Here is a 24,276-nt window from a genome sequence, read left to right on the forward strand (position 1 = left end):
GGATCAGCCGATCGAGCAGCTCACCGGTGTCGACGTGGTCGGTGCGGTGCCCGCGCCGTTCCAGCCGAACGCGGCGCTCGCACCCGCTCCGAGCGCGCCGTTCCAGGCCGCGTTCGAGACGGTCAGGGTGCTGCCGGACAGCCCGAACGTGCCGGACCAGCCCTGCACCGACCCGCTGCTGGGCAGGGTCAGCGAGGTCCTCCACGAGCTGATGGCGCTGGATCCGGCCGTGACCGTCACCGCGGCCGTGTAGCCGCCACCCCACGAGCTGACCTCGGTGATCCTGGCCGTGCACGCACCGGTCGACGGCGTCGACGTCGTCGGCGTCGGCGTGGCCGTGGAGGTCGGCGTGCTGGTCGGCGTCGACGTCGGTGTGGACGTCGGCGTCGGCGTCGGCTCCGTGGTGGTGCCGCCGAAGGTGATCTTCAGTGTGCCGTCGGCGTAGAACGACCACCCGAGCACCCCGGCGTACGTGCTGCAGGCCGGGCTGTTCGAGCCGGACCACCACGCGTTGTTGCCCCTGTCGGTGCCGATGATGCGGTCGGTGGACCCGCTGGAGCAGGACACGTTCCCGCTGAACACCGACGTGCCCCCGTCGAAGTTGAAGTTCCGCTCCGCGTTGCCGACGCTGACGTTGTTGGAGATGGTCATCGAGCCCGGGTTGCTGTTGAACGTGAACCCGTGCTTGCCGTTGTCGACCGCGTAGCTGTTCTTCACGACGTGGTCGACCTTGATGTCCTCGCCACCGAGCTTGAACCCGTTGCGGTCGCCGGCGCCGGCCTGGCCACCGTTGCTGAGCGTGCCGTTCTCGTACGCCAGCGAGTGCTCGATGGTCACGGCCCCGATCGCCCCGGTGTCGGACTTGGTGTACAGGTCCCAGCCGTCGTCGATGTTGTTGTGCGCGACGGTGTCCCGGAACACGTTGCCCGGGCCGGACGTGAGCTTCGCGGCGAAGCCGTCCGCGTCCTCACCGTCGGAGTCGACGTTGTCGTGCGACTCGCTGCTCACGACGAGGTTGTTCGACGGCCAGTCGGACTGGGGCGTGTCGGAGGCCATGCGCGAGATCTGCAGGCCGGTGTCCCGGTTGTTCCGGGTCACGACCCGCTCGATGACGTTGTTGCTGCCACCGAGGGAGATCCCGTTGTCGCCGGCCTTCTGCACGACGATGCCGTACACGTGCCAGTAGTCGGCATTGAGGGACAGGCCCCGGTTGGTGGTCGCCTCGCTCTGGGCGGAGAAGTCCAGCACGGGGGTCTCCCCCGGGTACGCGGACAGCAGGGTGCGGTTGCCCGACGTGCCGTCGTTGCCCGGGGCGATGACGATCGTCTGCGACAGGCTGTAGGTGCCACCCCGCAGGAAGATCTCGCCACCGGAGGCGACCCGGCTGATGGCCGAGGCCAGCGTCGTCGGGCTCGAGATGCTGCCGGCGGCGCTCGCACTGCCGGTGGGTGAGACGTACAGCGTGTCGGCACCCGGCTGCGGCTCACCCGTGGGGTCCGGCGTCTGCGTCGGGTCCGGCGTCTGCGTCGGGTCCGGCGTGGAGGTCGGGTCCGGTGTGGGGGTCGAGCCCGCGTACGTCTCGATCTCGGCGATCTGCGGTGTGCTGCTCGCGCTCGAGATCACCAGGCTGAGCTTCTTCAGGCTGGTCGACGAGAAGCTGACCGGACCGGCACCGCTGCCGGTCTTCAGGACGCTGCCGTTGTCCGCGTTGACCAGGCTCCAGGAGCCGAGCCGGCCGGTCGCGCCGGACGCCTCGACGATGACGGCCGACGAGACCGTCGTCGCCGACGACCACTTGACCGAGATCGTGCCGGTGGTGCCGCTCGGCGACCAGTAGGTGCTCGTCTTGCCGTCGACCACGTTGCCGTAGGAGGTACCGCTCGCCTTGCTCGAGCCGTCCGCGCCCGCTCCGATGCTGAGGTTGGTGCCGCTCGGCGCGGTCGATGTCGCGGTCGGGGTGGGGTTCGAGGTGGTGGACGTCGGGTTGGGGGTCGTCGGGTTCGCCGTCGTCGGGTTCGACGTCGGTGTCGTGGGCGTGCAGGACCCGTCGGAGACCTTCAGGCCGGTGTTGGCGCCGGCGGTCTGGGCGACGACGTTGGGCACGCAGCTGGCACCGTCGAGGCTGTAGGAGTACGGGATGGACACCGACGTCGTGGACGTCACGTTCGGCCCGGCCGGGNTGTTGGCGCCGGCGGTCTGGGCGACGACGTTGGGCACGCAGCTGGCACCGTCGAGGCTGTAGGAGTACGGGATGGACACCGACGTCGTGGACGTCACGTTCGGCCCGGCCGGGTTGTTGTCACTGCTCTTGGACGACCAGGTGATGTTGTCGAAGATGTTSCCCGCGACCTGCCASGTSCCSGCCTCGTCGGTGTAGAACGTGCCCAGCACGTCCTTGGAGTCCTTGAAGTAGTTGTTCTCCACCTTCGCCTTCGCACCCGCCCGGGAGTTGATCCCCGACTCGTGCAGGTTCACGTAGGAGTTGTTGTAGATGTGCGCGACCCCGCCGCGCAGCAACGGGGTGCGCGAGTCCAGGTTCGAGTACAGGTTGTGGTGGAACGTGATGTTCCCGCTGCCCGTGTCGGTCTCACTSGASCCGATCAGCCCACCACGACCCGAGTTGCGCAAGATGCTGTAGGACAACGTCACGTACTCGACRTCGTTCTTCAGGTCGAACAGCCCGTCATAACCCTCCGACTCCCCACCCGAGGCCTCCAGGGTCACGTGGTCGACCCACACGTTGCGCACGGTCGACTCCATGCCGATCGCGTCACCACCGTTGGACGTCGGCGAACCCGACTTCTTCACGTTCTTGACCGTGACGTTCTGGATGATGATGTTCTTCGAGTCCCGGATGTGGATCCCGATCTGGTCGAACGTGGCCCCACCACCCACCCCGACGATCGTGACGTTGCTGATGTTCTTCAGCTCGATCACCCCCGACGCCGTCGAGCAGCTGCCCGAGACCTGCGAGGTGTTCCCCACCGTGATCGTGCCCGAGACCTGGATCGTGATCGGSGTGCTGKTGCTCGCCCGACCACACAACGCCTGATGGATCGCCGTCCCGGTCGACGCCGTCACGGTCGCACCACCGGCACCACCGGTCGTGCCACCGTTCTGCGTCGCAAAACCGGTCACCCCACCGGTCGCCGCCTGCGCGCGTCCCGGTCGACGCCGTCACGGTCGCACCACCGGCACCACCGGTCGTGCCACCGTTCTGCGTCGCAAAACCGGTCACCCCACCGGTCGCCGCCTGCGCCGTGGACATCGAGATCGCGGTGACGCCGATCGTGGCCGCCATGGCCAACGTGGCCACCGCCGCCAGGGGGCGTCGTGCTAGTGCTCGTCTCATCGTTGCCTCGTCTTCGTCATTGGAGTAGGCCGCTGCCTCGACTCACGGAGTCAGGCGTCCGGTTCGTCGGAGCGTGAGCAACCGGTTTCTCGATGCTAGGAGATCGCTTTCCGTCCACCGAGTGCCTAAACGATTCGGCACCCTGTTTCTCATTCGGGCGCCACGTACGGTCCAGGCAGCCAGGTCCTCACCGACCTCGGGCGATGTCCAGTCATATCGCCGGAGCCCACGAGTCACACGGTGGGGCCGTCAGCCCGCCTCCGTCACAGGCTGGCGCAGGATCGTGCGCTGCTTCTCGGGCGCGACCCGGCGGCGGTCGCTCAGGTAGACCTCGTGGTGCGTGCCCACCATGCGCAGGCCGTTGCCCGGGATGAACTCGTCGTGCAGCCGCGCCAGGACGCCGGACTCGTCGTCGAACGAGCCGACGTGCAACGTCTGCACGCACAGCCCTTCGGACAAGGTCTCCAGCCGCACGTCCGCTGCGCCGACCTTCTCGACCGCCGCAGCGACCATCCCGGCGTCCAGCCAGTCCGGGACCAGGATCATCAGCGTCCAGTCCCACCGGGACTTGTCCCGTGCCGCCGTGAACGCCTCCATGTCCTCGGCCCACCACAGGCCCTCGAGCGGCGGCACGACGTAGTCCCGGCCGAGCTCACTCCTGCTGGCGAACTTGAGCGTGTACGCCACCGGGTACAGCACCTCGACCGCACGGGCGAAGTCGGGCGACGAGTTCGGGTCCCCGTGGCCGTCGACCATCAGGTACTGCAGGTCGGGCACGTCGAGGAGCCGGAACTGCCCCTGCCGCGCCTGGTAGATGTCGAGCGACTTCTTGACGTCGACCTTCTCCGTCACAGTGCTCTCGCGACGACCGTCGCGGTCCCGCACGCTGCGCAGACCACCGCGTCCTGGACCAGGTGGAAGCTCGCGCACTCGGGGTTGGTGCACGTGCGGGTCTCGGTGCCGGCCGGACGTGGGTGCGGCTCCGGGTGACCCTTGAGCGGCATCGGCGTCGAGTAGATCGGAGCGATCGGGCCCCCGCCCGGTGGCGGTACGCGCAGGACCGTCCAGACCGTCGGCCTCCCGCACACGGGACACGTCGTCGCCGTCTGCACCTTCCCGTTCGCGGCGCACCCCTCGGTGGTGCACCTGCGGGCCACGTTGGACATGGCAGCTCCCTTCGCGGTCAGGCGGTCCGTCGACGCGCCCGGACGATCAGCGGGATCCCGACGCCGAGACCGGCGACGAGGAGAGCGACCAGCCACCACACCCACGCCGGGGTGCCGTCGGCCGACTCGGCCGGCTCGTCGGTCGACGCGGACGGTGACGGTGCGGGGTCCTCGGTCGGCGTCGGGGTCGGGGTCGGGGTCGGCTCCGGGGCCACCGCGGTCTCGGTCGCGGGCGGCTCCGGTGCGACCGTCGGCTCCGGTGCGACCGTCGGCTCGGGTGCGGCCGTCGGCTCCGGCGCCGGTTCCGGTGTGGGGGTCGGCTCGGGTGCCGTCTCGGTGGCCGGCGGCTCCGGAACCACCGCGGTCTCGGTCGGGGTGGGAAGGACGGGCAGCGTCGGCACCGGGATCGTCGGGAGCGTCACCGTCGGCGTCGGCAGCGTCGGGAGCGTGATCGTCGGCGTCGGCAGCGTGAAGGTCGGGGTGGGAAGGCTCACCCCGCCGTCGCCGCACGACGCCAGCAGGACCATCGCCACGAGCGCGCCGGCGACTCCCGACGTCCGACGGACGAACTTCCGTGGTGCGTCCACCCCAGGCCCCTCTCGGAAGCTGCTCGACCGCGCACGACGATGCGGACATCTGACCACACTCCGCCGCTCGGCAGGGGCCGGAGGGCAGAGGAGCACAGGTCGAGGCCGAGTCCCACGATGACGCGGTCGAGGCCCGTCGGGTGCCGCGCCGGGCGGTCACGACGGGGGCGTGCAGGAGCGCGACGTCGAGGATCCGGTTCGCGAGTCAGCGTCGTCGCTGCACCCGTGCGGATGCCAGGAAGACGAGGCCGATCACGACAAAGGCCACGCCGCCGTCCCCGGGCCCGAGGAACAGCCCGGTCCCGACCACGAGGAAGAGGATGCCGATCGCCAGCAACGCGCGGTTGCTCGTCGCCGGCTCGCCTCCCTCCGCGGCTTCGGTCACCGGTCGTTCCTGCTCGTCCACGCGACCCTCCGTCCGAGGCACCCCACAGCGCCGCGGACGACCCTAGCGAAAGTCCAGGCACCCTGCGGACAACCCGGACATCCCGGTCACGCGAGACCCTCGACGCGAGTGCGCGCCGCGGTGGAATGCGCTCTCCGAAACGATTCAAGGTCCTGCGGTCACGCAAGCTGCGCCCCTAGCGTGCGAGAGCCGACCGGCCGGAAGCGTCCAACGGAGGGCGCCCGCACCGACGCCGGTGGCGCCTCTGAAAGGTGCCCGCATGACCACCGAACCCCTCGCACCCCGAACCCGGCGCACCCGGGCCCGCGCCGCGTTCGCCGGGCTGGCAGCCGCCGCGGTCGCCGTGACGTCCCTCGTCCTCGCTCCACCCAGCCATGCCGCACCAGGCACGAGCTGTACGGGCTCGACCGTCCACGGCTCCGCGGTGCAGGACGGCAGCACCTGGCGCGCGTACCGCGGCAGCACCCAGGTGTGGAGCGGCTCGGACATGCTCACCGCGATCAACACCGCGATCGGCGCGCTCGACGCCGGACGCACCAGCAAGCAGCGCGTCGTCGTCAACGGCTCGGGCACGATGAGCGCCAACGCCCGCATCACCCTGCCCAGCTACACGACGCTCGAGTCGTGCGGCACCATCCACGTCAGCGGCAGCGGGTCCGGCAACGTCGCCGGTGTCTACGCCCGCGGCGCCACGGACGTCGAGGTCGCACGCCTCGCGCTGACCGGCACACCCGTCTACGGGATCTTCCTGCGCAACGTCGACAACGTGCGGCTGCGGGACATCGACATGAGGCTGTCCGGCGGCGGGATCGGCATCCGCGTCGACAACCACGGCGACACCAGCCGCTACGTCCGCAACATCACCATCAACAACGCGTACGTGTCCGGTGCCGGATCCCACGCCGTCGAGACGTACGGCGTCGACGGCCTCACCGTCGGCACCATCACCGCCCGCAACGTCGGCGAGTCCGGGCTCCTGCTGAACGCGACCATCAACGCGACCATCAGCCTCGTCGACGCCCAGAACGCCGGCAGCGGCACCGGTTACGCCGCGTTCCGCATCGCCAACCGTGCGGGGCGCATCGGCTCGTCGTACCCCACGAACATCGAGGTCGGCACCGTCAAGGCGAGCGGCGGCGGGCGTGGCGTGTTCTGCGTGTCCGAGAGCGGCGGCCTGCGCATCAACAAGGTCGAGCTCTACCGGACAGGCAACAACCCGGTCCTCATCGAGAACTGCACCAACGTCAGTCTCGCCACCTCGGGCGGCACCATCCAGGGCGGCGACGTCCGGCTCGCCGCCCGCTCCGACATGTCCGCCACCCGGGACATCACGCTGCGCAACCTCAAGCTCACCGACGGGGCCCGCATCGTCGAGAAGCCCTGCGTCTCGAACCTCGTCATCTCGAACGTCAGCGGCACGGTCGTCCGCTGCTGAGCCCGGTCGGCCCGCACCGCACTCAGTGCGGTGCGGGCGGCGCGCTCCCGCGACCCAGCAGCGCGGGCGCACCGACGAGCGCCGCCGCGAGGAACGCGCCTGCGAGCACCAGGTACGCCGCACGGATGCCCCACGTGTCCGCGACCGCGCCGAGGGCGACTGCCGTCACGAGCCCGCTGCCGGGCAGCGCCGCCGTCCACGCCCCCATCACCCGGCCGCGCAGGTGCGGCGGCGACGTCAGCTGCACCAGCGTGTTCGCTGCTGCGACGAACCAGATCGACACGAACCCCAGCAAGGCCGCGGCGACCGCCGCCACCACGAACCCGGGGGCCAACGCGAGAGGCACGATCGCGAGACCGGTGCCGAACGCGAGGACAAGCACGATCCGCCCCGTCGGTGCGGCCCGGCCACCCGCCGCCGCGATCGCCCCCGGCAGCGCGCCCAACCCGAACGCGGCCATGAGCGCTCCGAAGCCCTGCGGGGGCAGGTCGAGTGCCTCGGTCGCGAGGACGGGCACCAGGATCCCCTGATTGAAGATCATGGTGCTGGCCGCCGCGAGCAGCAGGCACGCCCGGATGACGGGGTGCCGGAACGCGAAGGCCAGGCCGTCGCGGAACGACACGGCGGGTGCGTCGGAGGGCGACGCGGGGGTCGCCGGCCGGACGCGCAAGGTGATCAGCACCCCGAGCGGCAGCAGGTAGGTGCACGCGTTGAAGGCGAAGCACGCGGCAGGCCCGACGAGCGCGAGCAGCAGCCCGCCGACTGACGGCCCGACGACACGCGCCGCGTTCATCACGACCTCGTACAGGCCGACGGCGCTGGCCAGCCGCTGGCGGCCGACGAGGTCCAGCACGAACACCTGCCGGGCGGGCCCGTCGACGGCGGCGACGACCCCCGACACGAACGCGATCACGAGCACCATCCACAGGGTGATCGCACCGGTGGCCGTGAGGGCGGCGAGCAGGAGGCCGATCGACAGCAGGAGGACCTGCGTGACGAGCAGCAGCCTGCGGCGGTCGAACCTGTCGACGAGCATCCCGGCCGGCGCCGAGCCGAGGAGGATCGGCAGCATCGCCGCCGTCGTCACCAGCGCGAGGTCGACCGCCCGCCCGGTCATGCTCAGCACGAGCCACGCCAGCCCCGCCGCCTGCGTCACGTGCCCGGACGACGAGAGCACCTGACCGAGGAACCACCACCGGTAGCGCGGGTCGCGCAGCGACGAGAACGCCGCCCTCGTCCGGTCGACCCCGGCGCGGAACCCACTGGTGCTCGCCGTCGCGAGGTCGTCGGGTGCCTGGGTCGGGGTCTGCGTCACACCGGCGGATCCTGCCAGCACGTACGCCCGGGGCCGACCGATTAGTCGCTCGTGCAGCCCGGGCAGCCGCGCTTCAGGTCGATCTCCGTGTCGACCGTTGCCGACGCGTCGTCGAACCCGGTGCTGACGAACTCACCGGTCGCTCAGCCCAGCGGAGCCTTCGTCGTGCAGTCGATCTTGGTGTAGCGCCGACCCTTGTCGTCGAGGGAGGTCCCGCCCGACCCGTACGCACGGCACCCCGTGTAGCTGTCGACCGGAGGAGCGGCGGGTGCGACCGGAGCCGCGGGGGCGGGGGCAGGTGCTGCCGGCGTCCGCTTCCGCGCCGCGGCCTTCACGGCCCGTGCCGCCTCCGCCTGTGCCGCCGCAGCCACCCGCTCCGCCTCGGCCTGGGCAGCAGCAGCCTGCTCCGCCGCGACGCGCGCAGCCTCCGTCGCCCGCCACGTGGTCGTCTCGCCGACGCGCACGGTGACCGCGGCCTGCGCTGCAGCCGTGCGGGTGCTCAGCGTCCGGATCCGGCCCACGTTCAGACCGAGAAGTCGGTGGTCACGCGGGTCGGCAGCGAGGACCGCGCTCACGGCCGCACCGGTAGCAGCAGCCACCGTGAGCTGGGCGGCGTAGGCGTCGAACGCCTCGACCCCGGCTCCGGCGGCCGGCGGCTGACCCGCGAGCGTCGCCGCGGACTGCTCGAACGCCGCGACCTGACCGGGAACCGTGCAGGGCACCGACTCGGCGTAGAGGCCCAGCTTCGCCGCCCGGGCCGACCTCTGCGCCGCGAGGACGTCGTCGTAGAACCTGTCGTTGCCGCCGATGACGAGCGCGTCCGCCAGCCCGGCGCGGGCGATCTCACCGTTCACGAACGCACCGCCGACGTACACCGCGGCCAGCTCACGGCCGTAGCGGTCGTGCTTGATCCGGTCGTGCACCAGCTTCACCGTCGTGCCTGCGGGGAGCCGGGTGCTCAGGAACGTCGACGCCTCCGGGCCGAGGCACTCGACAGGGCTCGCGGGGTCGACCGACTCGGGCGTGTCGATGTTGAGCAGCCGGACACGGTGCTCGCCGGTGGAGTCCCGGACGACGACCGTGTCCCCGTCGACGACCCGGACCACCCGGGCCGTCCGGTCGACCAGCTCAGCAGCGCGGGCGCGGTCGGAGGCGGTGGCAGGCACGGCACCGGCGACGACGAGGACGCCGGACACGACGAGGGCAGCAATGACCTTCATGACGAGAACTCCTACGACGGTGACCACACACCGGCAGGAGTGGGACGACACGGGCTGGAACGGGTGGATCGGACATGGTCCGGACATGGAACGAGCCGGAGACCTTGAGGTCTCCGGCTCGTTCACCTGTGCGCGAGGGGGGATTTGAACCCCCACGCCCTTTCGGACACTGGCACCTGAAGCCAGCGCGTCTGCCGTTCCGCCACTCGCGCGCGCCGCAGAACACTAGCACGATGCCAGGGCTGGTCCTGAACCGTCAGGGAGGCCCGAAGGGACGCCGCGCGCACATCACCCTGCTTCCGACCCCGTACCGGCGCGTCACAGATACGATCAAGGCGGATTGCGGGTAGGGCAGCTGCACGCAGACGCGCACGAGGGACTGGGGAGGTGGGCGTGGGCATCCTCGACAGGTTCGAGAACGGCGTGGAGCGGGTGGTCAACAACGCCATCGCCAAGGCCTTCAAGAGCGAGCTCAAACCGCTCGATCTCTCCAGCGCGCTGCGCCGCGAGGTGGACGACCGGGCCGCCGTCGTGGGGCGGGATCGCACGGTCGTGCCCAACGAGTTCACGATCGAGCTCGCGACTGCCGACTACGACCAGGTGGAGTCGTGGGGTGCGGAGGCGTTGGCGGACGAGTTCGCCAACAACGTCACCGACTACGCGGCCACGCAGCGCTACGCGTTCGTGGGGCCGGTGACGGTGTCGTTCAGCGAGGACAGCGAGCTGGAGGCTGCGCGGTTCCGGGTGCACAGTGCGACGGTGCGCGGTGCGGTCGCGCCCGCGTCGGCGTCGTCGGCGCCCAGCGCGCGGCACCCGTTGGTGGACATCGACGGTCAGCGTTACATCCTCACCGGCCCGGTCACGGTCATCGGGCGCGGCTCGGAGGCGGACATCATCGTCGACGACCCGGGCGTCTCGCGGCGGCACCTGGAGATCCGGGTGACGGGTGACGGGGTCGTCGCGACGGACATGGGATCGACCAACGGACTCTTCGTCGAGGGCCACCAGGTTCCGGCCGCGACCCTGCTGGACGGCAACACGCTGACCATCGGGCGCACCCGGATCCTGTTCTGGACAGGCGGCGAGCCGGACCTGGACGAGTGACGCCGGCACATGAGTGAACTGACGATCACCCTGCTGCGGCTGGGGTACCTGGCCCTGCTGTGGGTGCTCGTGCTCTTCGCCATCGGTGTGCTGCGGCGGGACCTGTACGGGACGCGGATCACGGACCGGCGTCGCCGCAAGGCGGCCGTGCCCGCTGGGTCGGCCGCTGCGGCGGTCGCGACGGAGCCGACGAAGCCGGAGACGGCCCCGACCCGCATCCCGCGCTCGGCGCGCAGCGGGAGCGGCCCGGGTCGGCTCGTCGTGACCGAGGGCCCGCTGCGCGGCACGATCGTCCCGCTGGGCACGTCGTCGGTCCTGATCGGCCGCGCGCCCGGCTGCACGCTCGTCCTGGACGACGACTACTCGTCGTCGCGGCACGCCCGGATCTTCCCGCAAGGCGGCCAGTGGTTCGTCGAGGACCTCGGCTCGACGAACGGGACGTACGTGGCGGACCAGCGCGTCGAGGCTCCGACTCCCGTCCCGACGGGTACACCCGTCCGCGTGGGCCAGAGCGTTCTCGAGCTGCAGAGGTAACCCGGTGTCCGTCGCACTCAGATATGCGGCGCGGTCCGATGTCGGACTCGTGCGCTCCAACAACCAGGACTCGGCCTACGCCGGTCCGCACCTGCTGATGGTCGCGGACGGCATGGGCGGGCACGCGGGCGGTGACGTCGCGTCGTCGGTGGCGGTCGCCGCGTTCGCGCCGTTGGACGGGGAGTCGCACGGTCCCGACGACGCGCTGGACCAGCTGGAGACGGCCCTGGCCGACGCGCGCGACGAGATCATCGCGCGCAGCGACGCCGACCCGGAGCTGAGCGGGATGGGCACGACGGTGCTCGCCATCCTGCGCGCCGGCAACAAGCTCGCGATGGTGCACCTGGGCGACTCGCGCGGGTACCTGATGCGCGACGGCATCCTCACGCAGGTCACCACCGACCACACGTTCGTGCAGCACCTCGTGGACATCGGCCGGATCACGCCGGAGGAGGCCGAGCACCACCCGCAGCGGTCGGTCGTGATGCGGGTGCTGGGCGACTTCGACCCGGAGGTGACGCCGGACCTGTCGGTCCGGGAGGCACGCAAGGGCGACCGTTGGCTGCTGTGCTCGGACGGCCTGTCGGGCTTCGTGAGCGCGGAGACCATCGAGGAGACGATGGCGACGATCGCCGACGTCGACGCGTGCGCGGACCGGCTGGTCCAGCTCGCGCTGCGGGCGGGCGGCGGGGACAACATCACGGTCGTGCTCGCGGACGTGGTCGAGCTCGACGACGTGGCCGACGGGCAGGGGCCGACGACGAACGCCACCGTCGTCGGCGCCGCTGCGCTGAGCCGCAACGACCCGACGTCGGCCGCCGACGGGCCGGCGGCGCGGGCCGCAGGTCTGGCCCGGGCTGCGCAGGTGGTGGACGAGGACGCGCCCGAGACGGCTCCGGCCGAGGGCGCGACGGACGAGGACGACGAGCCCGCTCCGGCACCACGCCGCTGGCGGACTGTCGTCACGTGGCTGGGTATCGCCGCCCTGGTCGTCGGGGCGGCCGTGATCGCGTACGGCTGGACGCAGACGCAGTACTACGTGGGGGTCGACGACGAGGAGGTCGTGATCTTCCGCGGGCTGCCGCAGACCCTGGGCCCCGTCGCGCTGTCGTCCGTCGTCGAGCGGACCGGCACGTCGCTGGACGAGCTCGGCTCGCGCTACCTGCGGGAGCGCGTCGAGCAGACCATCCACGCGGACTCCCTCGACGACGCCCGCGGCCTGGTCGCCATGCTCGAGGAGGACACGGTCACGCCCCCGCGGCCGACGCCGACCGCGACGCCCAGCGCCACGCCCAGCGCCTCGCCGTCCGTCCCCTCCGGGACGGCCACACCGTGAGCCGCGCGTGATGGCTACCGTCCAGCCGCACCGGGTGCGGGCGGGCCGGGGTGTCGAGCTCGGCCTGCTGCTGCTCGCCCTCGCCATCGGCGTCGCGTCGTACGCGCTCGCCGGCATCGGCACCACCGACGAGGTCCCACCCGACGTGATCGGCTACGGGCTCGGCATGGCAGCCCTCGCGATCGGCATCCACCTCGTGCTGCGGTGGCGTGCACCGTTCGCGGACCCGGTGATCCTGCCGATCACCGTGGCGCTGAACGGCATCGGGCTCGCGATGATCTACCGGATCGACTTCGCGTACGCGGCACGGGGCCGGGAGGACGGGTTCGCGCAGCGCCAGCTGGTGTGGACGGCGGTCTCGGTGATCCTCGCGGCGGCGGTCATCATCCTGCTGCGCGACCACCGCACCCTGCGCCGCTACACGTACACCGCGATGATCACCGGTCTCGTCCTGGTGCTGCTGCCGCTGGTGCCCGGGCTGGGCCGGACCATCAACGGCGCCAGCATCTGGGTGCGCGTCGGCGGGGTCGGCTTCCAGCCGGCCGAGTTCGCCAAGATCGCGTTCGCCGTCTTCTTCGCGGGCTATCTGGTCACCCATCGCGACACGTTGGCGCTCGCCGGACCGAAGGTGCTGGGCCTGCAGCTTCCCCGTCCGCGGGACCTGGGGCCGATCCTCATCGTGTGGGGGGCGTCGGTCGCCGTCCTCGTCCTGGAGCGCGACCTGGGCACGTCGCTGCTGTTCTTCGGTCTGTTCGTCGCGATGCTCTACCTGGCCACGGAACGCCTCAGCTGGGTCGTGATCGGCCTGCTGCTCTTCGTCGCCGGCGCAGTCGTCGCGGCCGGTGCGTTCTCGCACGTGGGCGCGCGGTTCGACGCCTGGCTCAACGCCTTCGACCCGGCCGTCTTCGACCAGAGCCCGGGCGGTTCCGGGCAGCTGGTCCGAGGGCTGTTCGGCATGGCCAGCGGCGGCCTGTTCGGCACCGGCTGGGGGCAGGGGCGGCCGGACCTGGTGCCGTTCGCCGAGTCGGACTTCATCGTCGCGTCCCTCGGTGAGGAGCTGGGCCTGACCGGTCTGCTCGCGATCCTGCTCTTCTTCGCGATCCTCACCGAGCGCGGCATGCGCACCGCGATCGGGGTCCGCGACGGCTTCGGCAAGCTGCTCGCGGGCGGCCTCGCGTTCATCGTGGCGCTGCAGACGTTCGTCGTGGTCGGCGGCGTCACCCGGATCATCCCGCTCACGGGCCTGACCACACCGTTCATCGCGTACGGAGGCTCGTCGCTCGTCGCCAACTGGGTCATCGTCGCGCTGCTGCTGCGGATCTCCGACGAGGCCCGCCGCCCGGCACCGTCGATGAAGCCGTCCCTGACGCCCATCGCGGGGACTCCGGTCGTCGGCGGCAGCAACGAGGATGACCAGCCGACCGAGATCATGCGGGGGGTGCGATGAACACCCCGCTCCGCCGGCTCGCCACCGTCGTCCTCGTGATGTTCGTCGGCCTGATGGCCAGCGCCACCTGGGTGCAGTACGTCCAGGCGGACCGCCTGAACAACGACAGCCGCAACGTCCGCACCCTGTACCGCGAGTTCGGCAACGCGCGCGGGCCCATCGTCGTCGCCGGCGAGGCCATCGCGCTGTCCACGAAGGTCGAGGACCCCTACGGCTACCAGCGGTCGTACACGAACGGCGACCTGTACTCCGCCGTGACGGGCTTCTACTCGGTGGTGAACGGCCGCTCCCAGCTCGAGCGGGCCGCGAACGAGGAGCTGACCGGGCGCGGGGACCGCCTGTTCTTCTCCCGCATCCGTGACCTGATCACCGGGAGCCAGCCGGAGGGCGCTGCAGTCGAGACGACGATCAACCCGGCGGCGCAGCAGGCGGCGTTCGACGGCCTGGCCGGCCAGCAGGGTGCGGTCGTCGCGATCGAGCCGTCGACGGGCAGGATCCTCGCGCTCGTCTCGACGCCGGGCTTCGACCCGAACGCCCTCGCGACGCACGACATCACGGCCGCGAGCGCCGCCTACCAGGCGCTGGACGTCGCCCCCGGCAACCCGCTGCGCAGCAACGCGACGGAGGAGCGCTACCCGCCGGGGTCGACGTTCAAGCTGGTCACGGCCGCGGCTGCGCTCGAGAGCGGCCAGTTCACGCCCGAGAGCACCCTGCCCGCCCCGGTCCGGCTCACGCTGCCGCAGACGTCGTCGACGATCGGCAACTTCGGCGGAGGGGGCTGCGGCGCCGACCCGATCTCGCTGGCCGACGCGTTGCGCATCTCCTGCAACACGTCGTTCGCGCAGCTGGGCATGGACGTGGGCTCCGACGCGCTGCTCACGCAGGCGGAGCGGTTCGGGTTCAACGACCCCGACCTGACGATCCCCATGCTGGTCGCCGAGAGCGTGTTCCCCGAGGAGATGGACGCGCCCGTCACGGCGCAGTCGGCCATCGGGCAGCGCGACGTGCAGGCGACCCCGATACAGATGGCGATGGTGTCCGCCGCGATCGCGAACGGCGGTCAGCTGATGACGCCGTACCTCGTGCAGACCGTCCGCTCGGCCGACCTGCACCGCGTCTACGAGACGGAGCCCGAGCTGTACTCGACGGCCACCTCGCCGGGGACCGCCGCGTCGCTGCGGGACATGATGGTCGGTGTCGTGGAGAGCGGGTCGGGCACCTCCGCGCAGATCCCCGGGGTCCAGGTCGCGGGCAAGACCGGCACCGCGCAGACGGCCGACGGGCAGGCGCCGCACGCGTGGTTCACGGCGTTCGCGCCGGCCGACGCCCCGCGCGTCGCGGTCGCGGTGATCGTGGAGCACGGCGGGAACGCCGGGAACGAGGCGACCGGCGGACGGATCGCCGCGCCCATCGCGAAGGCCGTCATCGAGGCGGTGCTGGGCTCATGAAGACGACATCGGGTCTCCTGCTCGGCGAGCGCTACCGTCTGGTCCGGCAGATCGCCGTCGGCGGCATGGGCGAGGTGTGGGAGGGGTACGACGACGCCCTCGCCCGCCCGGTCGCCGTCAAGGTGCTGCGCTCGGAGTTCGCCGGCGACCGCGGCTTCCTCGAGCGCTTCCGCACCGAGGCGCGCAACTCCGCGTCCCTGTCGCACCCGAACATCGCGCAGCTGTTCGACTACGGCGAGCAGGAGGGCTCCGGCTTCCTGATCATGGAGCTCGTCGTCGGCGAGCCGCTGTCCGACCTGCTCGAACGTGAGCCCGTGCTGCCCACGCGTCGCCTGCTGCCGATCCTCGCGCAGACGGCCCGTGCCCTGCACGCGGCGCACCTGGCGGGTGTGGTGCACCGGGACGTCAAGCCGGGCAACATCCTGCTCGGACGCGGCGGGCGCGTGAAGATCACCGACTTCGGCGTCTCGCTGGCCCGCAACCAGGTCACGATGACGGCGACGGGCATGGTGATGGGCACCGCCCAGTACCTGTCCCCGGAGCAGGCCGTCGGCAAGCCCGCGACGCCCCTGTCGGACCTGTACTCGCTGGGGATCATCGCGTACGAGGCCCTCGTCGGGCACCGGCCCTTCACGGGTCCGACGGCGGTCGACATCGCCGTCGCCCACGTCAACAACGCCGTCCCGCCCCTGCCGGCCAGCGTCGACAAGCCGCTGGCCGCCCTCGTGCTGCGGCTGCTGTCCAAGGAGCCGACCGCGCGGCCCGCATCGGGCGAGGAGCTGGCGCAGCTGCTGGACAAGCTGGTCCCGCGCACGCCGCCCTCGGGCATCCCCGTGCTGATCAGCAAGCTGCAGCGCACGCCGGACACGTTCGCGACCGCGTCCACGTCGGTCGAGCCGCCGGCCGGTCCTCCGCCGTCGTACCCCCCGCGCCGGACGCGCCGGTCCGAGGAGCCGACGGGTCGCGCGGCCGCGCGGCGCGCGTCGACGAGCACCGGACAGCGGGTCGGCCCGTCCGGCCGCCTGACGTGGCCCTTCATCGCTCTCGCCCTGCTGCTCATCGGCCTGCTCGGGGCGGCGCTTGCGACCAGGATCACCAACGCCGACGGACCTCCGGTGGACGGAACCCGGCTCACGGCCTCGGAGGCCCACTACCCTCGTGCCGATGCCCCGGATGGGATGATCACGGACAACGGGTCCGCGGCGTTCGCCGCAGACCCCGCATCGACGGAAGCAAAGGACGCCTAGTGGTGGACGACGGATCCCGCACCCTCGCCGGAAGGTACGAGGTCGGCGAGCTCATCGGCCGTGGTGGCATGGCCGAGGTGCACATCGGCCACGACACCCGGCTCGGCCGCACGGTTGCCATCAAGATCCTGCGCTCCGACCTGGCCCGGGACCCCTCGTTCCAGAACCGGTTCCGACGCGAGGCGCAGTCCGCCGCCGCGCTGAACCACCCCGCGATCGTCTCGGTCTACGACACCGGTGAGGACGTCTTCACGGAGCCGACGGGCGTCGTCGCCCACGTCCCGTTCATCGTCATGGAGTACGTCGAGGGCCACACCGTCCGCGACATCCTGCGGGACGGTCACGCGGTGCCCATCGAGGAGGCCGTGGAGATCACCTCCGGCGTCCTGTCCGCGCTCGAGTACTCGCACCACGCGGGCATCGTGCACCGCGACATCAAGCCTGCGAACGTCATGCTCACCCCGACGGGCGCGGTCAAGGTCATGGACTTCGGCATCGCCCGCGCGATGGCCGACTCCGCCGCGACCATGACCCAGACGCAGGCCGTGATCGGCACAGCGCAGTACCTGTCGCCGGAGCAGGCGCGCGGAGAGACCGTGGACGCCCGCTCCGACCTGTACTCCACCGGCTGCCTGCTGTTCGAGCTGCTCACCGGCCGCCCGCCGTTCACCGGCGACTCGCCCGTGGCCGTCGCCTACCAGCACGTCCGCGAGGCCGCGCCGATCCCGTCGACCTTCGCGTCCGACGTGCCCGACTCGCTCGACCGCATCACGCTCAAGGCCCTGGCCAAGGAGCGGGACTCCCGGTACTCCAGCGCCGCCGAGTTCCGGTCCGACCTCGAGGCCGCCGTGCGCGGCGGTGCCGTGGGCGCGCCGGCGGTCGGGGCGCTCGCCGCCGCGGCGCTGGTCGCGACTCCCGCGACCGAGGCCACGCAGCTCATGGCTCCGCCCGTCGCGACCACGCAGGCGATGCCGCCGGCCACGTCGCCGTGGGCGTCCACCGGCGCCGCGGTGGCGACCACGCCCGGTCTCGACGACGAGGAGGAGAACAAGCGGCCGTGGCTGCTGCCCCTGCTCATCGGGATCGCCGTGCTCGCCGTGGCGGGGATCGTGGCGCTGCTCATCTCGGTGCTCGGGCAGGACCCACCGGCGACGACCGTGCAGGTGCCGGCGGTCGTCGGCCTCACCGAGGCGGAGGCCAAGGAGCAGATCACCGCGGCGAACCTGCTGTACGAACGCGGCGAGGAAGCGAACGACACCGTCCCGTCGGGGTCCGTGATCAAGACCGAACCGGTGGAGGGCACCGAGGTCGAGCCCGAGTCGGTGGTGAAGGCCATCATCTCGACCGGACCGTCGACCCTGGCCGTGCCCGACGTCGCCGGCATGACCGAGCAGGAGGCGACCGACGCGCTCACGAACGAGGGCCTCGTCGTCTCGGCGAACCGCGAGGACGAGGACAACCCGAACTTCCCCCAGGGCCAGGTCACCAAGACCGAGCCGGCCTCGGGCACGTCGGTCAGCGCCGGATCCACCGTCACGCTGTTCGTCTCCACCGGCAACGTGCTGGTGCCGAACGTGGTGGGCATGACGACGGCCGACGCGACGGCTGCCCTCAACGCGGCCAAGCTGCAGGTCAACAGGTCGCCGGTCGAGTCCACCAACACCCCCGACACGGTGGTCACCCAGGACGTCCCGGCGGACACCCCCGTCAAGCAGGGTCGCGTCATCAACCTGACGATCGCCCAGGCACCGACCACCGCGACCATCCCGAACGACCTCGTCGGCAAGACGTACGACCAGGCCGTCGAGCAGCTGCGGGCGCTCGGACTGACCAATGTCAGGAGGGTCGACGACCCCTCCGAGGAGCCGGTCGGCAACGTGCTGCGGACGGACCCCAACGCGGGCGACGAGGTCCCGATGGACCAGCAGATCGACATCCACGTGTCGAAGGGTCCGGGTGGGGCGACGACCGCCCCGCCGGGCAACGACGACTGACGCGGACATGCGAGAGGGGCGCTCCCGGTGGGAGCGCCCCTCTCGTGCTCTCAGAGGCGGACGAGCGGGTGCAGCCCCTCGGACCGCGCCACGGCCTGGTCGTCGCCGCAGAGCTCGAGCCAGTTGGCCAGCAGGCGGTGGCCGCCCTCGGTCAGCACCGACTCGGGGTGGAACTGCACACCGTGCAGGGGGAGCGACACGTGCTGGAGCCCCATGATGATGCCGTGGGCGGTCGCGGTGACCTCCAGCTCGTCGGACACGGTGTCGTTGACCACCGCGAGCGAGTGGTAGCGCGTCGCCGTGAACGGGTCGGGCAGCCCTGCCAGCACGCCCTCGCCCTTGTGCTCCACCTGGCTGGTCTTGCCGTGCATGAGCTCCGGGGCGTGCGTGACCGTGCCGCCGAACACCTCGCCGAGCGCCTGGTGGCCCAGGCAGACCCCGAGCATCGGCAGCCCGGCGTCGGCGCAGTCGCGGATGACCTGCATGCTCTCGCCCGCGTCGGCGGGGGTGCCCGGTCCGGGGCTCACCAGGACGCCGTCGAATCCGGACCGCTCCGCGACGGGCGGCACGGCGTCGTTGCGGGCCACGACCGTCTCGGCGCCGAGCTGGTTGAGGTAGCCGACGATCGTGTAGACGAACGAGTCGTAGTTGTCGATCACCAGGATTCGCGTCACGTCACTCACCCACCGTGGTCTCGTTGAACGGCATGAACGGGGCGATCGCCGGGAACAGCCACAGGAAGCAGGCCGTCAGGACGGCCAGCGCGGCGAGCGTGAGGATCAGCGCCCGCACGGCAGCGGGTCCGGGCAGCCGGTGCCACAACCATCCGTACATCAGCGTCCTCCGTCCCGCGTGCAAGTGACCATCATGCGCCACCGACCAGCTCGGCCGGGATCCCGTCCGACGTGGGTGCCCAGTAGTCCAGGACGCCGTGCACGATGAACCGCTCCCGGGCGGAGAACATCGGGTGGCAGGTGGTCAGGGTGATGAAGCGTTCCGTGGGCACGGCGCCGGGGTCGTCGGGCACAGGCGCGATGACGTCGATCGCGGACGGAAGCACGACCTGCGTCGACGTGACGCGGTAGACGTACCAGATGTTGTCCGTCGTCCGGACGACCAGCGGGTCGCCGACCTGGAGCTCCTCGACCCGGTTGAACGGCTTGGCGTACGTCGTCCGGTGTCCGGCGACCGCGAAGTTGCCGATGTCGCCCGGCATCGCCGTGCCCTCGTAGTGTCCCGCGCCGAGCACGTCGAGCACGGTCGCCCGGTCGGTCCCCTGGCTGATGGGGCGTTCGGGCTCACCCACCCAGCGCGGAACCTGGATCGTCGCGAACGTCGTGCCGTGCGCCGGCTCCGCCATCACGGGTGGTGGCTCGTCGCGCCGCGGCTCGGCGATGACCGGTCCGGCGGGCACCCCCGCGCTGGGCGTCGCCGTCGGCACCGGCTCGAACGGGAGCTCCGCCACGATCTCGGCCTGCACCCGGTTGCCGACGACGTCCGTCCACCACAGCTGCCACAGCAGGAACGCGAAGAGCAGGACGCCGAGCGTGATGAGCAGCTCACCGATGACGCCGACGATGGTGTAGACCACCTCACGGGCGTGGCTGCGCCCGGCCCTGCGCCGCTCCCGGCGGGTGAGGGGAGCCGGCTCGGTCGTCGTCTCGCTGCTCACTGCTTGTCCTCGGGTCCGACCGTCGTGGCGGGCCCGGTGCTGGCCCGCTGCGCCTCCTCGGCAGCCTCGAGACCCGGCAGGATCTCGACGCCGTCGGGCACCGTCGCGGCCGTCAGCTCGGTGGCACCGGAGTACGCGGCGAGCTCGAGCGGCTGGTCCGCATCCGTCACGGACCAGCCGAGCCCGACCTCCGCCGCGTCACGCACGTACAGCTGGACGGCCGGGGACGCGTTCAGGCCCCTGCGCAGCTCGTCGGGGTTGCCGATCGCCCGGACCACGTACGGCGGCGAGTACACCCGGCCGTGCAGCTTCAGGACGTTGCCGACGCACTGGAACGCGCTCGTCGAGATCACCCGCTGGTCCATCAGCGACATCGCCTCGGCGCCCCCCGCCCACAGGGCGTTGATCACGGCCTGCAGATCCTGCTGGTGCACGAGGAGCGAGTCGAGGTCGGCGTCCTCGCGTCGCGGCGAGTCGGTCGGTGCGTCCTCGAGCCGGACGGTCACCCCCGGACCCGCGACGGGCAGGATCCCGCCCTCGATCTGGTACGCGGTGCTGGGCTCACCCACGGGCGACCCGGCGTTCTCCGCGGCGGTCAGGTCGTCGACGACCGCCCGCAGGGAGTCGACCTCGGTGGACAGCCGCGCCACCCGGTCCGTCTCGGCCTGGGTCAGCTCGCGCAGGTCCTGCGGGTGGCGGTCGCCCGATGCCCGCGCGAACTTGGCGTTGGCCGCGAAGAGTGCACCCGAGAGAGCCAGGACGAGCGCGACCGACAGCGTCCCGCGCGCGACGACACGACGCGCGCGGTGCGGGTGGTCGGTCACAGGACAGCTCCTCGGGCGTGGTGGACGGGTGCGGTGACGGGCGTGCTACACGCGGGCACTACGCTAGGTCACGAAGCGAGGGGTCCGTGACGAAGCGGCCTCGTCGCGACAACATCGACCGCCCGCCGACCACGACATCACCCGCGTGGTCCCCCGAGGCCCGAGGGCCGCATCGCCGCAGGACAGGAGCACGGACGTGCCTGAGTCGAAGTCGCGCAAGAAGGCGACGTACACACCGCCGCCCGCCAAGTCGACGGGACCCAAGGTCAACGCGCCCTGGTTCCTTCCCGTGATGCTCGGGCTGATGATCCTCGGACTGATCTGGATCGTCGTCACGTACCTCACGCAGTCGCAGTACCCGATCCCGGGCATCAACCAGTGGAACCTGCTCATCGGGTTCGGCTTCATCATCGCCGGGTTCGGCATGACGACGCGCTGGCGCTGACGCCGGTCGCAGTCCCGTCCGAAGGCGCCGTCCGCACTCGCGGGCGGCGCCTTCGTCGACCCCGGTACCCCGGCCGTGGCCGGGCGGTTCGTCCCCATGTCCACCCACGGGCGCCATCCACAGGCGAGCGTGTTGACCTGCACGAACATCGGCTCTGTCAACAGTGGTGCACAAGTCTGTGGATAACTACACGGTTGTAGTTCCACAGGTGTGAACAACGATGGGGACGGCGCCGGGGTCGTCGAAACCGGCTCTCCACACGATCGTGAGCGGCGCGGGACGCGCCGGACGAGCGTCAGGCGGAGAAGGCGCCGATCGAGGCGTACGTCAGCAGCGTCGCGCCGAGCAGCAGGGCGCCGAGCGTCACCGGCGCGAGGACCGCGACGAGCTGGCGTCGCGCGGGCGGGGCGTAGGCGTACGCCGCGGCGAGGAGCCCCCCGGTGACCAGTCCGCCGACGTGCGCCTGCCAGGCGATGTTCGCCATGACGAACCCGAACGCCAGGTTGATGCCGATGAGCACGAGGATGCCGCGGACGTCACCGCCCAGGCGCCGGCTGACCACGAGGATCGCGCCGAACAGGCCGAACACTGCGCCGGACGCACCGACGCTGCTGGTCGCCCAGGTGTCCGTCGCGGTGGCCAGCAGCACCGAGCCGACGGAACCGCCGATCGCGGACATCAGGTAGAGGGTGATGTAGCGGGCGCGGCCGAGCGTGTTCTCGAGCGTGGGCCCGATCCACCACAGGGCGAGCATGTTGAACACGATGTGCAGGTACTGGCCAGGGGAGTGCAGGAACGCGGCGGTGAGGAAGCGCCACGGCTCGTAGAAGGCGACGACCGGGTGGAAGAGCCACCGGGTGGTCCAGTCCGGCAGGACGAGCTGCAGGACGAAGCTGACGACGCACAGGCCGATCAGCGTGAGCGTGACGATCGGCCGACCTTCGTGCCGGACCCCGCCGAGGGCGGTCCTGGTGGTCGGCAGCGCCCGGGCGGCCTCGGCGACGCAGTCGACGCAGTGGATGCCCACGGCGGCCTGGCGCTGGCACTCGGGACAGGTCGGCCGGCCGCACCGCTGGCACCGCACGTACGACACCCGGTCCGGGTGACGAGGGCAGACCGGCGGCGCGACCGGCGCGCCCGGGTCAGGACTCGTGCTGATGGTGGTCTCAGTCCTCGATGGTGATCGAGTTGATGACGATGTCCTCGACGGGACGGTCCCCGGGACGGACGCGGGTCTTCTCGATGGCGTCGACCACGGCGCGGCTCTCGTCGTCGGCGACCTTGCCGAAGATCGTGTGCTTGCCGTTGAGCCACTCGGTGGCCGCCACGGAGATGAAGAACTGCGAGCCGTTGGTGCCGCCGACCTTGCCCGTCGTGGGGTCGAGACGCTTGCCGGCGTTGGCCATGGCGAGCAGGTAGGGCTCGTTGAACGACAGCTCCGGGTGGATCTCGTCGTCGAACGTGTAGCCCGGGCCGCCGCGGCCGGTGCCCAGCGGGTCCCCGCCCTGGATCATGAACCCGGAGATCACCCGGTGGAACACGACGCCGTCGTACAGCGGGTCGGTCCGCTCCTCGCCCGTGGTCGGGTCCGTCCACGGGGTCGATCCTGTGGCCAGCCCGGTGAAGTTCTGCACCGTGCGGGGCGCGTGGTTCGGGTAGAGCTCGATCCGGATGTCTCCGGCGGTCGTGTGGAGGGTCGCAAACATGCGAGAAGTCTCGCACGCGACCCTGAAGAGCACCTCAGATCACACGGTTGCCCAGGCCACAGCCTCTGCACTAGCCCGCGCACGGTGGCAGAGTGGGTGGTCAAGTGCAGCCGAGCAGCCGGGAGCCGAGAATGCCGTTCACGAAGAGCCGCCCGAAAGTCGACATCGACACGGAGAAGCTGAAGGACCAGGCGGCCGACCTGGGCGCGACGCTCGCCGACGCCGCGAAGAGCGCGAAGGAGACCGCCGGGACCGCCGCGACGAAGGCCGGGGACGCTGCCACCCAGGCCAAGGACTGGACCACCCCGAAGGTCGAGCAGGCCATCGACTGGCTGCTGCCGCGGGTGGAGCACCTGTACAAGGAGAGCGTGAAGGCGGCCGCCCCGAAGGTGGAGAGCGCCGCGGAGAAGGTGTCGCCCGCCATCGACACCGCGCACGACAAGCTCGTCGACGACCTCCTGCCCAAGCTCGTGGCCGCGATGAACGAGGCCGCAGTCCGCGCGGGGGCCGCGGTCGAGCAGGCCGCCGACGGCGCTGCCAGGGGTGGCAAGAAGCAGGCCGCAGCTCTTGCCGCCGCGGCGGCGGAGGCGTCCGGCAAGAAGAAGCACACCGGCGCCAAGGTGTTCTGGCTGCTCGCCGCCCTCATCGGCATCGGCGCCGGGGTCGCCGCCTGGACGCGTTCGCGGTCGAGCGTCGACCCGTGGGCCGAGCCGTGGGAGCCGACGGACGCCGGCAGCGCGCACACTCGCGTGGGCGATGCGGCCGACGCGGTCGGGGAGGCGGCCGGCAGCGCCGTCGCCAAGGGCCGGGACGCCACCCGCAAGGCCGCCGAGAAGGTGACCGCTGCGACGGACGCCGCCAAGGAGAAGGTCGCCGACGCCTCCGAGAAGGTCGCCGAGGCGACGGACGCGGCCAAGGAGAAGGTCGTCGAGGCCACGGAGGCCGCGAAGAAGGCCACCACCCGCCGGACCTCCGCCAAGCCCGTCGACGGTGGGACGCCGGACCCGGTCGTCGATGGCGACAAGCCCGTCTGACCTG

At 71.3% G+C, this 24,276-nt stretch carries 23 protein-coding genes, 1 tRNA gene and 1 pseudogene; 10 read left to right on the forward strand and 15 right to left on the reverse strand.

Annotated elements, in window-relative coordinates:
* Positions 1-3 precede the first annotated feature (3 nt).
* The 6 genes and pseudogenes from ASF78_RS22955 to ASF78_RS07495 form a co-directional block, all read right to left on the reverse strand.
* Positions 4-1,056, reverse strand: a complete 1,053-nt coding sequence (locus tag ASF78_RS22955; protein ID WP_369816318.1) for a cellulose binding domain-containing protein — start codon at positions 1,054-1,056, stop codon at positions 4-6.
* Positions 1,057-2,180: 1,124 nt separating this feature from the next.
* Positions 2,181-3,138, reverse strand: a pseudogene (locus ASF78_RS22960) (polysaccharide lyase family 1 protein); the annotation flags it as partial.
* A gap of 463 nt (positions 3,139-3,601) precedes the next feature.
* Positions 3,602-4,204: a GyrI-like domain-containing protein gene (locus ASF78_RS07480; RefSeq protein ID WP_056586276.1), complete on the reverse strand. Its 603-nt coding sequence runs from the start codon at positions 4,202-4,204 to the stop codon at positions 3,602-3,604.
* Positions 4,201-4,518: a hypothetical protein gene (locus ASF78_RS07485; RefSeq protein ID WP_056586279.1), complete on the reverse strand. Its 318-nt coding sequence runs from the start codon at positions 4,516-4,518 to the stop codon at positions 4,201-4,203. Before ASF78_RS07485 ends, ASF78_RS07480 begins: the two co-directional genes overlap by 4 nt.
* A gap of 17 nt (positions 4,519-4,535) precedes the next feature.
* Positions 4,536-5,105 carry a hypothetical protein gene (locus ASF78_RS07490; protein ID WP_056586281.1) on the reverse strand — a complete coding sequence of 190 codons (570 nt, stop codon included), beginning with the start codon at positions 5,103-5,105 and terminating at the stop codon, positions 4,536-4,538.
* A 205-nt stretch (positions 5,106-5,310) separates the two neighbouring features.
* Positions 5,311-5,511, reverse strand: coding sequence for a hypothetical protein (locus tag ASF78_RS07495; protein WP_056586284.1), 201 nt, complete (start codon positions 5,509-5,511; stop codon positions 5,311-5,313).
* Between the two features lie 259 nt (positions 5,512-5,770).
* Between ASF78_RS07495 and ASF78_RS07500 the strand changes: the two genes are divergently transcribed.
* Positions 5,771-6,946, forward strand: coding sequence for a hypothetical protein (locus ASF78_RS07500; protein ID WP_056586286.1), 1,176 nt, complete (start codon positions 5,771-5,773; stop codon positions 6,944-6,946).
* Between the two features lie 22 nt (positions 6,947-6,968).
* On the opposite strand, the gene ASF78_RS07505 is transcribed toward ASF78_RS07500, so the two are convergent.
* The 3 genes from ASF78_RS07505 to ASF78_RS07515 form a co-directional block, all read right to left on the reverse strand.
* Positions 6,969-8,261 (reverse strand): MFS transporter, encoded by a 1,293-nt coding sequence (locus tag ASF78_RS07505; protein ID WP_056586289.1) that lies wholly within the window; start codon positions 8,259-8,261, stop codon positions 6,969-6,971.
* A 143-nt stretch (positions 8,262-8,404) separates the two neighbouring features.
* A complete protein-coding gene (locus tag ASF78_RS07510; RefSeq protein ID WP_056586292.1) occupies positions 8,405-9,481 on the reverse strand; it encodes a thermonuclease family protein in 1,077 nt (358 codons plus the stop codon).
* Positions 9,482-9,610: 129 nt separating this feature from the next.
* A tRNA-Leu gene (locus ASF78_RS07515) sits at positions 9,611-9,693 on the reverse strand.
* Between the two features lie 181 nt (positions 9,694-9,874).
* Here ASF78_RS07515 and ASF78_RS07520 point away from each other — a divergent pair.
* The 7 genes from ASF78_RS07520 to pknB are packed head-to-tail and all read left to right on the forward strand — an operon-like array spanning position 9,875 to position 18,591.
* Positions 9,875-10,585, forward strand: coding sequence for a DUF3662 and FHA domain-containing protein (locus ASF78_RS07520; protein WP_056588339.1), 711 nt, complete (start codon positions 9,875-9,877; stop codon positions 10,583-10,585).
* Between the two features lie 9 nt (positions 10,586-10,594).
* Positions 10,595-11,119 carry an FHA domain-containing protein gene (locus ASF78_RS07525; protein WP_056586295.1) on the forward strand — a complete coding sequence of 175 codons (525 nt, stop codon included), beginning with the start codon at positions 10,595-10,597 and terminating at the stop codon, positions 11,117-11,119.
* Positions 11,120-11,123: 4 nt separating this feature from the next.
* A complete protein-coding gene (locus ASF78_RS07530; protein ID WP_056586298.1) occupies positions 11,124-12,455 on the forward strand; it encodes a Stp1/IreP family PP2C-type Ser/Thr phosphatase in 1,332 nt (443 codons plus the stop codon).
* Between the two features lie 10 nt (positions 12,456-12,465).
* Positions 12,466-13,902, forward strand: coding sequence for an FtsW/RodA/SpoVE family cell cycle protein (locus ASF78_RS07535; RefSeq protein WP_056586300.1), 1,437 nt, complete (start codon positions 12,466-12,468; stop codon positions 13,900-13,902).
* On the forward strand, positions 13,899-15,350 hold the full coding sequence (locus tag ASF78_RS07540) for a penicillin-binding protein 2 (protein ID WP_056586303.1): 1,452 nt from the start codon (positions 13,899-13,901) through the stop codon (positions 15,348-15,350). The genes ASF78_RS07535 and ASF78_RS07540 overlap by 4 nt, the downstream gene beginning before the upstream one ends.
* Positions 15,347-16,597: a serine/threonine-protein kinase gene (locus ASF78_RS07545; protein WP_056586307.1), complete on the forward strand. Its 1,251-nt coding sequence runs from the start codon at positions 15,347-15,349 to the stop codon at positions 16,595-16,597. Before ASF78_RS07540 ends, ASF78_RS07545 begins: the two co-directional genes overlap by 4 nt.
* On the forward strand, positions 16,597-18,591 hold the full coding sequence (pknB, locus tag ASF78_RS07550; RefSeq protein ID WP_056586310.1) for a Stk1 family PASTA domain-containing Ser/Thr kinase: 1,995 nt from the start codon (positions 16,597-16,599) through the stop codon (positions 18,589-18,591). Before ASF78_RS07545 ends, pknB begins: the two co-directional genes overlap by 1 nt.
* Before the next feature lie 50 nt (positions 18,592-18,641).
* On the opposite strand, the gene ASF78_RS07555 is transcribed toward pknB, so the two are convergent.
* From ASF78_RS07555 to ASF78_RS07565, 4 genes are read right to left on the reverse strand one after another with little or no spacing between them, the layout of a single operon-like run.
* Positions 18,642-19,265, reverse strand: a complete 624-nt coding sequence (locus ASF78_RS07555; RefSeq protein ID WP_056586313.1) for an aminodeoxychorismate/anthranilate synthase component II — start codon at positions 19,263-19,265, stop codon at positions 18,642-18,644.
* A 1-nt stretch (position 19,266) separates the two neighbouring features.
* The gene (locus tag ASF78_RS22750; protein ID WP_200940526.1) at positions 19,267-19,425 is read right to left on the reverse strand and encodes a hypothetical protein; all 159 of its coding nucleotides are present in this window, start codon (positions 19,423-19,425) and stop codon (positions 19,267-19,269) included.
* Between the two features lie 31 nt (positions 19,426-19,456).
* Positions 19,457-20,263: a class E sortase gene (locus tag ASF78_RS07560; RefSeq protein ID WP_056586317.1), complete on the reverse strand. Its 807-nt coding sequence runs from the start codon at positions 20,261-20,263 to the stop codon at positions 19,457-19,459.
* Positions 20,260-21,087 (reverse strand): DUF881 domain-containing protein, encoded by an 828-nt coding sequence (locus ASF78_RS07565; protein ID WP_056586319.1) that lies wholly within the window; start codon positions 21,085-21,087, stop codon positions 20,260-20,262. The genes ASF78_RS07560 and ASF78_RS07565 overlap by 4 nt, the downstream gene beginning before the upstream one ends.
* 196 nt (positions 21,088-21,283) lie before the next feature.
* Here ASF78_RS07565 and crgA point away from each other — a divergent pair, with 196 nt between their 5' ends.
* Positions 21,284-21,532 carry a cell division protein CrgA gene (gene crgA, locus ASF78_RS07570; RefSeq protein WP_056586321.1) on the forward strand — a complete coding sequence of 83 codons (249 nt, stop codon included), beginning with the start codon at positions 21,284-21,286 and terminating at the stop codon, positions 21,530-21,532.
* A gap of 295 nt (positions 21,533-21,827) precedes the next feature.
* Here crgA and ASF78_RS07575 read toward each other — a convergent pair whose 3' ends face one another.
* A complete protein-coding gene (locus ASF78_RS07575; RefSeq protein ID WP_369816307.1) occupies positions 21,828-22,559 on the reverse strand; it encodes a rhomboid family intramembrane serine protease in 732 nt (243 codons plus the stop codon).
* Positions 22,560-22,698: 139 nt separating this feature from the next.
* Positions 22,699-23,238, reverse strand: a complete 540-nt coding sequence (locus ASF78_RS07580; protein WP_056586328.1) for a peptidylprolyl isomerase — start codon at positions 23,236-23,238, stop codon at positions 22,699-22,701.
* A 131-nt stretch (positions 23,239-23,369) separates the two neighbouring features.
* Here ASF78_RS07580 and ASF78_RS07585 point away from each other — a divergent pair, with 131 nt between their 5' ends.
* Complete coding sequence (locus ASF78_RS07585) at positions 23,370-24,272, forward strand: hypothetical protein (protein ID WP_056586331.1); 903 nt, start codon at positions 23,370-23,372, stop codon at positions 24,270-24,272.
* The last annotated feature ends 4 nt before the right edge of the window (positions 24,273-24,276 follow it).

Source organism: Cellulomonas sp. Leaf334, assembly GCF_001424195.1.
Taxonomy (GTDB): domain Bacteria; phylum Actinomycetota; class Actinomycetes; order Actinomycetales; family Cellulomonadaceae; genus Cellulomonas.

Bases quoted from the DNA above. Each gene is read 5' to 3' on its own strand.
- ASF78_RS07540 (WP_056586303.1), top strand. From the start codon at position 13,899: ATGAACACCCCGCTCCGCCGGCTCGCCACCGTCGTCCTCGTGATGTTC.
- ASF78_RS07485 (WP_056586279.1), bottom strand. From the start codon at position 4,518: ATGTCCAACGTGGCCCGCAGGTGCACCACCGAGGGGTGCGCCGCGAAC.
- ASF78_RS07580 (WP_056586328.1), bottom strand. From the start codon at position 23,238: ATGTTTGCGACCCTCCACACGACCGCCGGAGACATCCGGATCGAGCTC.
- ASF78_RS22955 (WP_369816318.1), bottom strand. From the start codon at position 1,056: ATGGCCTCCGACACGCCCCAGTCCGACTGGCCGTCGAACAACCTCGTC.
- ASF78_RS07545 (WP_056586307.1), top strand. From the start codon at position 15,347: ATGAAGACGACATCGGGTCTCCTGCTCGGCGAGCGCTACCGTCTGGTC.
- ASF78_RS07500 (WP_056586286.1), top strand. From the start codon at position 5,771: ATGACCACCGAACCCCTCGCACCCCGAACCCGGCGCACCCGGGCCCGC.
- ASF78_RS07525 (WP_056586295.1), top strand. From the start codon at position 10,595: ATGAGTGAACTGACGATCACCCTGCTGCGGCTGGGGTACCTGGCCCTG.
- ASF78_RS07535 (WP_056586300.1), top strand. From the start codon at position 12,466: ATGGCTACCGTCCAGCCGCACCGGGTGCGGGCGGGCCGGGGTGTCGAG.
- ASF78_RS07585 (WP_056586331.1), top strand. From the start codon at position 23,370: ATGCCGTTCACGAAGAGCCGCCCGAAAGTCGACATCGACACGGAGAAG.
- ASF78_RS07510 (WP_056586292.1), bottom strand. From the start codon at position 9,481: ATGAAGGTCATTGCTGCCCTCGTCGTGTCCGGCGTCCTCGTCGTCGCC.
- ASF78_RS22750 (WP_200940526.1), bottom strand. From the start codon at position 19,425: ATGTACGGATGGTTGTGGCACCGGCTGCCCGGACCCGCTGCCGTGCGG.